A 13,549-nucleotide genomic window follows, 5' to 3' on the forward strand; every position below is an offset into this window, starting at 1 on the left:
CTGCCCCCGGGCAGCCTTTTTCATGCCAATATACTTAATTCGCCGCACCGGCTTCAAGCCGCCAGTCCCGTGATGTCAGAAACCCGGCAGTTCATCTCCACCTTCCGCTCGATCTTCGTGAACGCGGGCGTATTCAGCCTCGCGATCAACATCGCGCTGCTCGCCCCTTCGCTCTACATGCTGCAGGTGTTCGACCGCGTGCTCGCCAGCCGCAGCGACGAAACCCTGCTGATGCTGAGCATCGCGACCGCCGGCGCACTGCTGATGGCGCTCGCCCTCGACTACCTGCGCGGCCTGCTGCTGCAGCGCGCCGGCGCGCTGCTCGACCGTACCCTCGGCCGCCGCGTGCTCGTCGCGCTGATCCGCAACGCCTCCAACATCCAGCGCCGCGAGAACCTGCACGGCCTGCGCGACGTCGCGACGCTGCGCGGCTTTCTCACCGGCAGCGGCATCATCTCGCTGTTCGACGCGCCGTGGGGCCTGATCTTCGTCGTCCTGATCTTCCTGTTCCACCCGCTGATGGGCATCGTCGCCGTCGGCGGCATGCTGGCGCTGCTCGTGCTCGCGCTGATCAACGAGCGCATGAACCGCACGAAGGTCGAAGCGGTGCAGGACCGCGCGCGCCGCGCCGGCCAGTACATCGACAAGGGCATGGCCAACGCCGACGTGCTCAACTCGATGGGCATGACCGTGCCCTTCGTCGAACGCTGGCACGCGCTCAACGACGAAGTGATCGCCAGCTCGCTCGCAACCAGCCGCGTCATGAGCGGCGTCACCAGCCTGTCGCGCTTCGTGCGCCAGTTCATCCAGGTCGCCGTGATGGGCACCGGCGCGTGGCTCGTGATCGACCAGCACGTCACGCCGGGCATCATGATCGCCTCGACCATCCTGCTCGGCCGCGCGCTCGCCCCGGTCGAGAGCGTGATCGGCAACTGGAACAACTTCGTGCTCGCGCGCGCGGCGTGGACGCGCATGAAGCCCTTCCTCGACGAGGACGCCGCCGCGGCGCCGACCAGCCTGCCCGAACCGCGCGGCGAGCTGTCGGTCGAGGCCGTCACCCTGGCCGGGCGCACGGCGATGCAGACCATCCTGCGCCAGGTGAGCTTCCAGCTCCCCGCCGGCCAGTCGCTCGCGATCGTCGGCCCCAGCGCCTCGGGCAAGTCCAGCCTCGCGCGCCTGCTCGCCGGCGTGTGGGCGCCGACCCACGGCACCGTGCGCGTCGACGGCGCCGACGTGCGCCAGCTCATCGCCAGCGGCCACGGCCGCCACATCGGCTACCTGCCGCAGGACGTCGAGCTCTTCCCCGGCACCATCGCCGAGAACATCGCCCGCCTCGGCACCGTCGACGCCGAGCGCGTCATCGCCGCCGCCCAGCGCGCGCAGGTGCACGAGCTGATCCTGCGCCTGCCCGAGGGCTACGACACCCGCATCGGCCAGCTCGACTACATCCTGTCCGGCGGCCAGATGCAGCGCATCGGCCTCGCGCGCGCACTGTACGACGATCCCGCGCTCGTGATCCTCGACGAACCCAACGCCAACCTCGACGCCGAAGGCGAGGCCAGCCTCGTGCGCTGCATCCGCCAGATCACGCACGACGGCGTGACGGTCGTGATGGTCACGCACAAGCCCAGCCTGCTCGACTGCATCGACCGTGTGCTGGTGCTGCGCGAAGGCCGCGTCGAAGGCTACGGACCGCGCGAGGAACTACTCGCGCGCATCGCGCCGCAGCGCGTTGCGCCTGTCGCCCCCGTGACCCCGGTGGGCCCCAGCCGCGTGCAGGAGGCATGATGATGATCGACCAGACGAAACGCCTCATCCGCGTCGGCCAGCTCATCATCGCGATCGCGTTCGTGGGCCTGGGCATCTGGCTCGCACTCGCGCCGCTGCAGGGCGCCGTCATCATGATGGCGCAGGCCAAGGTCGACGCCAACCGCAAGGCCGTGCAGCACAACGAAGGCGGCATCGTGAACGAGATCTTCGTGCGCGACGGCGACATCGTCACCGAAGGCCAGCCGCTGATCGTGCTGCGCGACGCGCAGGCCGAAGCGCTGTACTCGGTCACGCACACCGCGCTCGACGCCGAACTCGCCCGCCATGCCCGCCTCGAAGCGGAAATGACCGGCAGCACGCCGAAATTCCCGCAGGCGCTGCTGCAGCGCAAGGACGATCCCGTCGCCGCCGAGATGATGCGCCGCGAGCAGGCCCTCTTCGAAGAGCGCCGGCGTGCGCTCGCCGCGCAGATCGCGCTGCTCGAGAACCAGGCGAAGAGCGTCGGCGACGAGGTCGAGGCGCTCAAGGCGCAGATGGCCGCCGAGCGCATGGGCGCCGCCGCGGCCGAGGAGGAGATGGTCAGCCTCGCGTCGCTGAAGGACCAGAAGTTCGTCGCCAACACCCGCCTGCTGACGCAGAAGCGCGTGATCTCCGACTACCGCTCGCGCGAGGAGGAGCGCCGCTCCGAGATCGCCCACGCGCAGAGCCAGCGCGAGGAACTGCGCCTGCGCGCGGTGACGCTGCGCAGCGATCTCGTGCGCCAGGCCGCAGAGGAAGCGAAGGCCAGCACCACGCGCATCATGGAACTGCAGGACCGCCTGCGCCCCGCCTCCGACCTGCTGCAGCGCCTGACCATCCGCGCCCCGGTCGCCGGCCGCGTGCTCAACCTCGCCGTGCATACGGCCGGCGGCACGATCGCACCGCGCGCGACGCTGATGGAGGTCGTGCCCGACACCGGCCCGCTCGTGCTCGAAGGCCGCGTGCATGTCGACTCGATCAAGGAGCTGCACGTCGGCCAGGCCGCCGACATCCGCCTCACCGCGCTGCCGCAGCGCACGACGCCGCTGCTCCCCGGCAAGGTCAGCTACATCTCGCCCGACGCGCTCACGGTCGAGGACGGGGCAACCTTCTACCTCGTCCAGCTCGTCCCCGACAGCGCAGAGGCCCGATCGCCGCTCGCCGACCTGCAACCCGGCATGGCCGCGGAGGTGTTCATCCGCACCAAGCCGCGCACGGCGCTCGAGTACCTGCTCGAACCGGTCACCGACACGATGATGCGCGCCTTCCGCGAGCGCTGAGGCTTCACCCGGCTCGCGAGCGCCGACGAGGCCGCTCGCGAGCCGGGAACGAAGCCCTCCCGATCGCCTCCAACGCCGCATGGACACCCTCACCCACGCCCTTTCCGGCGCGATCGTCGGCCTGCTCGCCGCACGGCGTCCCGCCGCCAGCCTCACCGCGGCCGCAACCCCCTCCGCATCGCCCCTGCCGGTCTGGCAGACCGTCGCCGCCGGCGCGGCGGCCGCGGCCTTTCCCGACCTCGACTTCGTCCTCGGCTACGTCTCCGAACTCGCCTACCTGCGCGGCCATCGCGGCGTTACCCACTCGCTCGTCCTGCTGCCGCTGTGGGGCCTGCTGCTCGCCTGGCTGTTCGGCCGCCTCGCGCGGCGCAGCCGCCCGGAAACGGACTGGCGCGGCTTCTATGCCGTCGCCTGCGCCGGCATCCTGATCCATATCGGCGGCGACCTCATCACCCAGTTCGGCACGATGATCCTCGCCCCCTTCTCCGACCGGCGCTTCGGCTGGGGCACCACCTTCATCATCGACCTCGTGATCACCGGCCTGCTCGTCGCCGGCCTCGTCGCAAGCGCCCTGTGGCGCACGAGCCGCATCCCCGCAGCCACCGCGCTCGCGCTCGTCGTCGCATGGATAGGCGTCGGCGCGCTCGGCCGCGGCGAGGCGATCGCCGCCGCGCGCAGCTGGGCGGCCGCGAACAAGGTACCCGTCGTCGCCGTCGACGCCGCCCCGCGCCCCGCCTCGCCCTTCAACTGGACCGCGATCGTGTTCGACGGCGAGCAGTACCATTACGCCCACCTCAACACGCGCCGCAGCGCGATCCTCGCGGCCGGCCCCGACGACAACTTCATCCGCCGCTTCTCCGCCCCCTACCGCCCCGTCGCGCTCGCACGCTGGGAGACGCGCCCGCGCTTCGGCAACGGCGACCTGCAGGGCTTCGCGCGCGAAGTGTGGAGCAAGGAGGACTTCGCCTTCTACCGCTGGTTCGCGATGTTCCCGGTGCTCGATCACGCGCAGCGGGACGCCTCCGGCGGGCTGTGCGCCGGCTTCCGCGACCTGCGCTTCGAGATCCCCGGGCGCGCGGAACTGCCTTTCATCTACGGTTTATGCGACACACCCGGCGCAAATGGCTGGCGCCTGTACAAAGTCGTCGCCGAGGGGCGCCACTGGGTCGTCGGGAATTAGCGCATCGCCCCGGCGCCGATGCCGCAACCACATCGTTCGCGATCGCGAACATCCATAAGGCGGATCGCTGAAATCCCGCGACCGGATCACCGGCCGCGCTTCCCCCGAACGCACCCGATCGACCGAAACTGCCCGGTACGTCATCCGCACGTCCGGACCTGATTATTGCGTGACGATCACGATCCCATAGCCGCCGCGGGGTCGCCGCCCGTCGAAAGATATTGAAACCATCGTCAGCTGTCGAGAGCCTTGTCGTTTCTGCTATGGTCGAAGGACTGCAAACCGGCCGCAATGACATTGTTCTCAGCAGCCGTTTCACTGCACGCCGGCACGGCGTGCAGGAATTGCGCCTCAATAGTCGGGAAACACGGATGAAAAGACTCGAATTGCTCGATTATGGACGATTTGGAGCCGGACTTGCGGTGGTCGCCTACCATTACTTTTTCAATGGAATCAGCAACGGCAAGGTGACGTCGATAACTCACATCCCGGAATTGATCGCATTCGCTAAATACGGCTTTCTGGGTGTCGAGTTCTTTTTCATGATCAGCGGCTTCGTCATCTTTTTTTCGTCACGGAACAGGACGGCAGGCGAATTTCTGACCTCCCGTGCCGTTCGCCTCTTTCCTGCTTTCTGGGTCGCCGTTCTATTCACGTCGGCGTTCGCGCAGTTTTGGGGCGGGCAGAAGATGTCGGTCAGCCTCCCGCAAATGCTGGTCAATCTGACCATGCTTCCCAAGCCGCTCGGCCTGCCATTCGTGGATGGCGTCTATTGGACCCTGCAATACGAATGGAGCTTCTATTTCGCGGTGTTCATGGCGCTGGCGACGGGGCTGCAGTCAAAGCTCAGACTGATGTTCCTGTTGTGGCCGCTCTACATTCTTGTCATGCGGCTCATCGGGGCGGAGAACTTCCCATATGCTGCAGGGTATTACTGCTACTTCGCGGCAGGGGCGCTATTTGCGATGCGCATGGAAGAAAAGACCCCGGCATCGCTCGGCGCCCTGATCCTTTGCGTCGGACTGTGCGCCTCGTTCTCGGCAGGAAAAGCTGCCGGCCTGACCGTGAATAAGGGCGTCGAGTTTTCCGCAGCAATCATCGGCGCAATCGTCGTCTGCCAGTTTCTGTTCTTCGTGTTCCTGACATCAAGGGCGGGTCTGGCCTTGCGCCTCCCCGGTGCGCGACTGGCGGGCGGAATCACGTATCCGCTGTACCTGATCCATGCGCATTTCGGCTACATGCTGCTTTCGCAATTTGCCGACGACGACAATCGGGTGGCGGCCTATTTCCTGATCGCCGTTGCTGTGCTCGCTATAGCTCATGCGATTCACATTTTTGTCGAACGCCGACCGGCAAGGTTCTGGTCAGCATTATTCGGCCGCTCGTTTGGAGCGCTGGGCGACGCCTTTCAGGACAGGGCCTCGGCACTGCTGAGGCATGCGCATGGTGTCGCGGTGGGCCGCGCGCGCTAGGCAATATTGCTCGCCCATCGCCCGCAGGGCGGCGGCACGCTCTATGGCGCCCGCGTCGTGCACGGCACGCCAGAGGACTGCCGGCGGCATGCGGCGATGGGATTCGAGGAGGGCTGGGGCAAGGCGCTCGACCAGCTGATCGAGTTCATGCAGGCGCGCCGCTCGTGACGCAGCGCCATCGCAGCCGGGTTAATGGTGCGGCGTTTCCGGCTGCTTGCGCCTCTCCGGCCGCGCCTGCACTGCGAGCAGCTCGCGGAAGAGCGGCGACGCTTGCGCGAGCTCCCACGCGCTGCCCATCGCCTCGATGCGCCCGTCCTGCATGAGGATCACCTGGTCGAAGCGGTCGAGGAGATGCAGGCGGTGCACCGAGGACACGACGACCGCATCGGCAAAGTGCTCGAACAGGCCCTGGTACACGCGCGCCTCGGTTTCCGGGTCGAGGGCGCTGCTCGGTTCGTCGAGCAGTACGAGCGAGCTGCCGTCGGCCGCGAGCACGCCGCGGGCGAGCGCGAGGCGCTGGCGCTGGCCGCCGGACCAGTTCGCGCCGCCTTCGACGACGCGTGCGGCGAGCCCGCCGTGCAAGCCCTCGACGAAGGCGTCCGCGCAGGTGGCGCGCAGCGCCGCGGTGATGGCCTCAGGGTGGGCGGTGCCGCCCAGCAGCAGGTTCTCGGCGACGGTGCCGTCGAACATCTCGGCCTGCTGCGGGATCAGCGTCGCAATGCCGCGCAGGATGGACGCGGTCTCGGGCGCAGGGATCGCGTCGAAGCTCACGACGGCCTCGGCCGGCGTGTCGAGCCCGGCGAGCAGACGCAGCAGCGTGCTTTTGCCCGCGCCGCTGGGGCCGACCAGCGCGTAGCGCCGGCCGCGTTCGAGTTCCAGATGCGGGATGTCGATCGTCGCACCGGCGCGGTCGGCGCCGGCATGGGCGAAACGCAGGTCGGCGACGGTCATGCGGTGCCAGGGTTCGCTGTCGGCAGTGCAACGCGCGGGTTCGGCGGACTCGCGCGCCGCGAACACCGGCTGCGCCGAGGCGAAGTCGGCGCGCTGGCGCGACAGCGACTGGAAGTGCGAGGCGATCGCGGTGATCACGCCGCCAGCCTGCTGCGAGTATTCGTACACCATGAACACCTTGCCCAGCGCGATGCCCGTGGCAACCCCAGCAGCCGCCTCTGCACCGATCAAGCCGGCCGCCTGCGCGGCATACACGGCGACGAGGATGCACCACAGCAGGCTCGCGAGCAGGTCGACGGCCGCCCATTTCGCCTCGTTGATGACGATGCTGCGCTTCAAGGGCCCCGCCATCGCCTCCAGCCGCGCCGCGATCAGGCGCGCGACGCCTTCGGCACGGCGCAGCGCAAGCACCGACAGCACGTTGCCGAGCACGTCGACCAAGGTCGCGGACCACGCACGCTCGGCGCGGTTGGTGTCGACGGCGATCTTCATCATCACGCGGTCGAAGCGCGTGATCATCAGCGCGATGAGGCCGTAGCCGATCACCGCGACGCTGCCGACAAGGGTGGAGATCAGCCACAGCGCGACGATGGGGCCGATGAGCTGCACGGTGTTCTGCAGGTAGATGAACTGGCTCTGCGCGAAGTCGTACAACGCGCCCGTGCTCTGCTGCACGCGGTGCGTGATCTCGCCGGAGTGGTGGCGCTCGTGCCACGCCAGCGGCGCGCGCATCAGGCGCCCGACGAGCAGCGCCGACAGGCGTTCGCGCACGCGCAGTGCGACGTTGCGTTCGAGGATGCGGCCCGGCCCGTGCAGCAGCCAAGTCGCGACGATGGCCGTGAACACGAGGATCAGCCAGCGCCCGGCGTCGGACAGTGCACCGAGCCCGCCCTTCTGGATCGCGTTGATCGCGTTGCCGGCGAACCACGGCACGGCGAGCTTGAAGAGCTGCGAGGCGAGCAGCAGGCCGAAGGCGCCGAAGATCAGGTGTCTCGCGCCCTCCGCGTGCTGCCACAGCGCGCGGTACATCGCCGGCAGGCTGGCGGGGCGATCATGGACGGCCTGTTCGTCGACGGCGACGGCCACTTGGGCCGCCTTCTCGTCTTCCTGCTCGTCGATGATTTCGACGGTTTCGGGAACGCGCAATCCTCTCACCTCCGCATGTCGGGATGCGAAAGTGTAACGGCTGATACGCTCCCCGGCGAAATTCCCGCCGCATGTCGCAGCGCCGCCGCGCGTGTCCTCTGCGCCGACAGCATCGCGCGGTTGGCGACGACGACCGCCAGCGACACGACCGCGACGATGACCGTCGCGAGCGCATTGATCTCGGGCTTGAGACCGTGGTGCAGGCGCGCGAACACCAGCACCGGCAGCGTCGTGCTGCCCGGGTCCGACAACATCGCCGCGAGTACGAAGTCGTCCATCGACAGCGTGAACGCGAGCAGCCACCCCGCCATCAGTGCCGGCGCGATCACCGGCACGGTGATCACGAAGAAGACCTTGAACGGCGGGCAACCGAGGTCGAGCGCCGCCTCCTCCAGCGACCGGTCCATCTCGCGCAGGCGCGACTGCACCAGCACGGTGACATAGGCCGTACACAGCGTCGTGTGCGCGGCCCAGATCGCCGCGACACCGCGTCCGCCGAGGAAGGCGAAGAGCGGATGGGTGAACAGCAGCACCAGCGACAGGCCGATGACGACCTCGGGCATCACCATCGGCGCCGTGGTCATGCCGGCGAAGGCGGCGCTGCCCGGATAGCGCCCGAAGCGCGCGAGCACGAAGGCCGCGGCGGTGCCGACGACGACCGCCGCCGTCGCCGCCAGCGCACCGACGCGCAGCGACAGCAACACCGCGTCAATCAGCTCCGCGTCGCGCGCGAGCTCCGCATACCAGCGCAGCGAGAAGCCGTCGAACTGGGTGGTGATCTCGCCGGCCGTGAACGAGAACACGATCAGGCACAGGATGGGCACGTACAGGAAGACGTACACCGCCAGCAGCCAGGCCGTCGCACCGGGGCGGGACCGCGCGCTCACTGTTCTTCCTCCGCGTTGCGGCCATGCCGGTGCAGCAGCACGATGGGCGCGATCAGCACCAGCACCATCGTCACCGCGACCGCGGCCGCCATCGGCCAGTCCTGGTTGGGGCCGAAGTCGTCCCAGATCTTGCGGCCGATCATCAGCACGTCGCCGCCGCCCAGCAGATCCGGGATCACGAACTCGCCCACCGCCGGGATGAACACCAGCATCGAGCCGGCCACGATGCCGCGCCGCGATAGCGGCAGGGTCACGCGCAGGAAGGTCGTCCACGGCCGCGCGCCGAGGTCGGCGGCCGCCTCGAGCAGGCGCTGGTCGAGCTTCACGAGGTTGGCGTAGAGCGGCAGCACCATGAAGGGCAGATAGCTGTAGACCATGCCGACCAGCACCGCACCCGCGTTGTAGAGGAGCTGCAGCGGCGCATCGACGAGGCCCGCCGCGAGCAGCAGACGGTTGACCAGCCCGAGCTCGCTGCTGTCGAGCAGCACCATCCACGCGTACACGCGCAGCAGGAACGAGGTCCAGAAGGGCAGCATCACCAGCATCAGCAGCGTGTTGCGCGCGGCCTCGCGCGAGCGCGCGATGTGGTAGGCGAAGGGATAGCCGATTAGCAGACACAACAGCGTCGTCAGTGCCGCGAGCAGCAGCGAGTTGCCCCACGCGGAGAGGTACTGCAGGTCGGCGCCGGAGGTGCCGAGCGCGAGCAGCTCGTCGTGCAGGCGGCGGTAACTCGCGAGGTCCGGTCGCAAGTGCGGCAGCACAGCCCCCGGTTCCATGACGAAGGGCGGCACGTAGGGCGGGATCGCGAGTTCGGGCGTGGACAGGCTGACCTTGAGGATCAGCGCGAAGGGCAGCGCGAAGAACAGCAGCATCCACGCCCAGGGCAACATTCCCACCCAGAAGCGTCCGCGCGCAAGGAAGAAGCTCTGCCGTTTCATCGCGTCAGCACCACGCCGTCGGGCGCGAACCACGCGACCCGCACTGCATCGCCCCAGGTCGGCGGCGGAGCGTCGCCCCAATGCACGGACGGCACGCTCGCGATCACGATGCGGCCGTTGGCGAGGCGCACGTGATACACGGAATGGCTGCCGAGGTAGGCGATGTCGGCGACCTCGCCCGATGCCGCGTTGCAGCCGGCCCCGTCGGGCGCATGACTGGATGCGGCCCCGGCGCGGCTCAGCCTCACGCGCTCGGGGCGCACCGAGACCCAGACCTCATCCCCCTCGGCCAGGGCCGCATCCGGCGGCAGCAGGATCGCCGCGGGAAAGTCCTCGCACGCGAGCGCCCCGCCCTCGACCCGCCCGCGGAACAGGTTGGTCTCGCCGATGAACTCGGCCGTGAAGCGGCAGGTCGGCGTCTCGTAGATCTCGCCCGGCGTGCCGACCTGCAGCAGGCGCCCCTCGCTCATCACGCCGATGCGCCCGGCCATCGTCATCGCCTCTTCCTGGTCGTGCGTGACGAGGATGCAGGTGACGCCGACGCGCTCGATCAGGTTCACGAGCTCGAGCTGCGTGCGCTGGCGGATCTTCTTGTCGAGCGCCGCGAGCGGTTCGTCGAGGAGCAGCAGCTTGGGCTCCTTCGCGAGGCTGCGCGCGAGCGCGACGCGCTGCTGCTGCCCGCCCGAGAGCTCGTGCGGCTTCCTGCGCGCATAGCGCTGCATCTGCACCAGCTCCAGCATCTCGGCGACGCGCGCCTCGACCTCGGCACGCGTGAGCCGCGGCCGCTCCTGCCACAAGCCGAAGGCGACGTTGGCCTCGACCGTCATGTGCGGGAAGAGCGCATAGGACTGGAACATCATGTTCGTCGGGCGGCGGTGCGCGGGCACGGCGGCCAGGTCCTCACCGTCGAGCACGATGCGCCCCGCGTCCGGCGTCTCCAGCCCGGCGAGCATGCGCAGCAGCGTCGACTTGCCGCAGCCCGAGCTGCCCAGCAGCGCGAAGATCTCGCGTTCGGCGATCGCCAGCGACACGTCATCCACTGCGAGCGTGTCGTCGAAGCGCTTCGTCGCGCCCTCGATGCGCAGGTAGGCCTGCCCCCTCTTCGCGCCCCAGTCCGCCCCTTTTTCGCCGTCCGGTTCCACGCCCGTCTCCCGGCCCGGCCGCGCTACTTCGCCGTCTTGAAGCGGTTCAGCGCCTGCGTGAGCTCGCGCTGAACCTCCTTCGTCAGCACCGGCTTCGCGTGCAGGCGCAGCTTCAGCGCCTCGGGCACATTGATCGCCGGATTGCCGGTGATCTCCGCCGAGGTCAGTGGCAGCGCCGCCGTGTTCGCGCTGAGGTAGTAGGTCTCGTTGGAGATCTGCGCGACGACCCGCGGATCCAGCATCGCGTTGATCCACGCATGCGCATTGGCGACGTGCGGCGCATCGCGCGGGATCGCCATCACATCCACCGACATCATCGCCCCCGCCTTCGGGATCAGGTAGCGCACGTTCGCGCCGGTGTGCGACTCGGCCGCACGCCGCGCGGCGATCAGCGCGTCGCCCGAGAACATCATCGCGACACACAGGCTGCCCTTGGCCATCTGGTCGATCGGCGAGGTGTTGAACACGCGGATGTCGCGCCGCACCGGGCGGATGCGCTCGAGCGCGGCGCGGATGTCGGCCGGATCCATCTTCGTGGTATCGGCGCGGGCATACAGCATCGCCGCGGGGATCACGTCGCTCGCCTCGTCCATCAGCGCGATGCCGCAGCCCTTCAGGCGCGCGGTCACGGCCGGATCGAAAAGGAGATCCCACGCGTTGTCCGGCAGCTTGCCGTCCAGCGCCTTCTCCACCTTGTCGACATTGATCGCGACCCCGGTCGTGTACCACATGTAGGGCACGACGAAACGGTTGCCGGGGTCGGCGCGCTCGACCGCCTTGAGGATCACCGGATCGAGGTTGGCGAGATTCGGCAGGCGCGCCTTGTCGAGCGGCTGGAAGATGCCCGCCTGGATCTGCCGGCCCGCGTATTCGACGCTGGGATAGACGACGTCGTAGCCGCTCGAACCGGTCAGCAGCTTGCCCTGCAGCATCGCGTTGCTGTCGTACAGGTCGTACTTCACCGCGATGCCGGAGCTCTTCTCGAAGGCCGCGATCGTGTCGCGTGCGATGTAGTCGTTCCAGTTGTAGACGTTCAGCGCATTCGCGTCGGCCGCGCCCGCGCCGGACGCGAACAGAGCGGCCCCCAGAAGGCCCAGCAGCGCCGCCAGCAACCCGTGCAGTCGCATCGCATTCCTCGCACCCAGTCCCACGTACCCATATTGTGCACAGGCGCCCGAAAAATGTACGCAACATTTTTGCGCAATGCGGCGCCTTCCCGACCACGACTGCCGCGCACGAGCCCGCAGCAGGCATCCGGCCTGAACTTCGACCGCGTTTTGCACGCTCCGTGCATCCCCGTGCAAGCGGCCCGAAGAGAATCCCGTTGACATGTTTTTAGGATATGCTAACGGGTTTTCCGGCAACCAAGCGCAAGTGACGCTGCTGTCCCTGTTCGCCGCGGCGCGCGTCCCGGACCCCATATGCACAGCATCCCCGACCTCATCGCCGACGCCGCCGGATGGCGTCAGACCGCGCGCCTGCTCACGCTGACGACGCCGCTCGGCCCCGACGTCCTGCTCGCCGAAACGGCCACCATCGACGAGGCGCTCGGCCCGCTCGCCGAACATGCCGGCTTCCGCATCGAGCTCACCGCCGTGAGCGCCGACGCCCACCTGCCGCTCGCCCCCCTGCTCGGCCAGCCCGCACGCGTCGATCTGCTCACCGCGGCCTCGCGCACCGCCCTGCGGCCCTTCCACGGCCACATCACCCATGCCGCCCGCCTCGGCGCCGACGGCGGCTTCGCGCGCTACCGGCTGACAATCGAACCGTGGCTGAGCTTCCTCGGCCGCACGCGCGACAGCTACCTGTTCCAGGACATGAACATCGTCGACATCGTCGACGAACTGCTCGGCGACTGGCAGGCACGGGGGCGGCTCGCCCCCGCATGGCGCTGGCAGCTCGCCGATCCCGCCGCCTACCCGCGGCGCGGCATGACCACCCAGTACCGCGAAAGCGACCTCGCCTTCCTCCGGCGCCTGCTCGCCGAGGAAGGGCTGTTCTGCTGGTTCGAGCACCAGGCCGACAGCGGCCCCGCGCTCGGCGCCCACACCCTCGTCATCGCCGACCACAACGCCGCCTTCCGCGACAACCCGCAGGCGCACATCCGCTTCACCCAGGCCGGCGCGACGCTCGCCGAAGACAGCCTCGACCGCTGGACCGCCAGCGCCCGCATCGACACCACCGCCACCCGCGCCGCGAGCTGGGACTACCGCAGCCTCGCGACGCGCCCCCAGACCGCCGACAGCGCCATCAACCGTGCAACGGGCGTCGCCACCGTCGCCATCGACGACCCCGGCCCCTACGCTTGGCAGACCGCGGCGGACGGCGAGCGCATGATCCGTCGCCAGCGTGAAGCGATCGACGCCCGCATGCGGCAGATGCTCGGCGAAGGCACCGTGCGCGGCGCAGCACCCGGCACCACCTTCGAACTCGCCGACCATGCGCGCCACGCCGGCACCGACGCCGAGCAGCGCCGCTTCCTGATCACCGCCGTCACGCACCGCGCCCGCAACAACCTCGCGACGCTCCTGCCCATATCCGCAAGCGCTACCGCGCCGGACGCCGGCACCGCCGACTTCTACCGCAACCGCATCCATTGCGTCCCCGCCGCCGTGCCCTGGCGCCCGCTGCTGTGCGACGGCCACGGCCGCGCCATCCACCCCCGCCCCACCGTCAGCGGCCCCACCACCGCGATCGTCGTCGGCGAGGGTGCCGGCGCAGGCGAGCCGGCGCCCACCCACACCGACCGCGACCAGCGCATCCGC

The 13,549-nt window shown here is 68.9% G+C and carries 11 protein-coding genes; 6 read left to right on the forward strand and 5 right to left on the reverse strand.

Translation table 11 applies throughout. The annotated features are described in order from the left end of the window. Positions 1-72 precede the first annotated feature (72 nt). The 5 genes from BW991_RS21420 (at position 73) to BW991_RS21440 (ending at position 5,888) form a co-directional block, all read left to right on the forward strand. The gene (locus tag BW991_RS21420) at positions 73-1,788 is read left to right on the forward strand and encodes a type I secretion system permease/ATPase (protein WP_076604146.1); all 1,716 of its coding nucleotides are present in this window, start codon (positions 73-75) and stop codon (positions 1,786-1,788) included. Then, the gene (locus BW991_RS21425) at positions 1,788-3,068 is read left to right on the forward strand and encodes an HlyD family type I secretion periplasmic adaptor subunit (protein ID WP_170879151.1); all 1,281 of its coding nucleotides are present in this window, start codon (positions 1,788-1,790) and stop codon (positions 3,066-3,068) included. The genes BW991_RS21420 and BW991_RS21425 overlap by 1 nt, the downstream gene beginning before the upstream one ends. A gap of 79 nt (positions 3,069-3,147) precedes the next feature. Further along, on the forward strand, positions 3,148-4,248 hold the full coding sequence (locus BW991_RS21430) for a metal-dependent hydrolase (protein ID WP_076604147.1): 1,101 nt from the start codon (positions 3,148-3,150) through the stop codon (positions 4,246-4,248). Positions 4,249-4,619: 371 nt separating this feature from the next. Beyond that, entirely contained in the window at positions 4,620-5,720 is a 1,101-nt protein-coding gene (locus tag BW991_RS21435) for an acyltransferase family protein (protein WP_076604148.1), read from the forward strand. Positions 5,721-5,726: 6 nt separating this feature from the next. Then, positions 5,727-5,888: an SRPBCC family protein gene (locus tag BW991_RS21440; RefSeq protein ID WP_244551781.1), complete on the forward strand. Its 162-nt coding sequence runs from the start codon at positions 5,727-5,729 to the stop codon at positions 5,886-5,888. 21 nt (positions 5,889-5,909) lie between these two features. Here BW991_RS21440 and BW991_RS21445 read toward each other — a convergent pair whose 3' ends face one another. From BW991_RS21445 to BW991_RS21465, 5 genes are read right to left on the reverse strand one after another with little or no spacing between them, the layout of a single operon-like run. Then, a complete protein-coding gene (locus tag BW991_RS21445; protein ID WP_084205186.1) occupies positions 5,910-7,817 on the reverse strand; it encodes an ABC transporter ATP-binding protein in 1,908 nt (635 codons plus the stop codon). 5 nt (positions 7,818-7,822) lie between these two features. Next, positions 7,823-8,704: an ABC transporter permease subunit gene (locus BW991_RS21450; RefSeq protein WP_076604149.1), complete on the reverse strand. Its 882-nt coding sequence runs from the start codon at positions 8,702-8,704 to the stop codon at positions 7,823-7,825. Next, the gene (locus BW991_RS21455; RefSeq protein WP_076604150.1) at positions 8,701-9,642 is read right to left on the reverse strand and encodes an ABC transporter permease; all 942 of its coding nucleotides are present in this window, start codon (positions 9,640-9,642) and stop codon (positions 8,701-8,703) included. The genes BW991_RS21450 and BW991_RS21455 overlap by 4 nt, the downstream gene beginning before the upstream one ends. Further along, positions 9,639-10,784, reverse strand: coding sequence for an ABC transporter ATP-binding protein (locus BW991_RS21460; RefSeq protein ID WP_076604151.1), 1,146 nt, complete (start codon positions 10,782-10,784; stop codon positions 9,639-9,641). The genes BW991_RS21455 and BW991_RS21460 overlap by 4 nt, the downstream gene beginning before the upstream one ends. Before the next feature lie 23 nt (positions 10,785-10,807). Then, positions 10,808-11,911 (reverse strand): polyamine ABC transporter substrate-binding protein, encoded by a 1,104-nt coding sequence (locus BW991_RS21465; RefSeq protein ID WP_076604152.1) that lies wholly within the window; start codon positions 11,909-11,911, stop codon positions 10,808-10,810. 294 nt (positions 11,912-12,205) lie between these two features. Between BW991_RS21465 and BW991_RS21470 the strand changes: the two genes are divergently transcribed. Next, the coding region (locus BW991_RS21470) for a type VI secretion system Vgr family protein (protein ID WP_139335979.1) at positions 12,206-13,549 on the forward strand (1,344 nt) is incomplete at its 3' end.

Source organism: Aromatoleum tolulyticum, assembly GCF_900156155.1.
In the GTDB taxonomy this organism is placed as follows: domain Bacteria; phylum Pseudomonadota; class Gammaproteobacteria; order Burkholderiales; family Rhodocyclaceae; genus Aromatoleum; species Aromatoleum tolulyticum.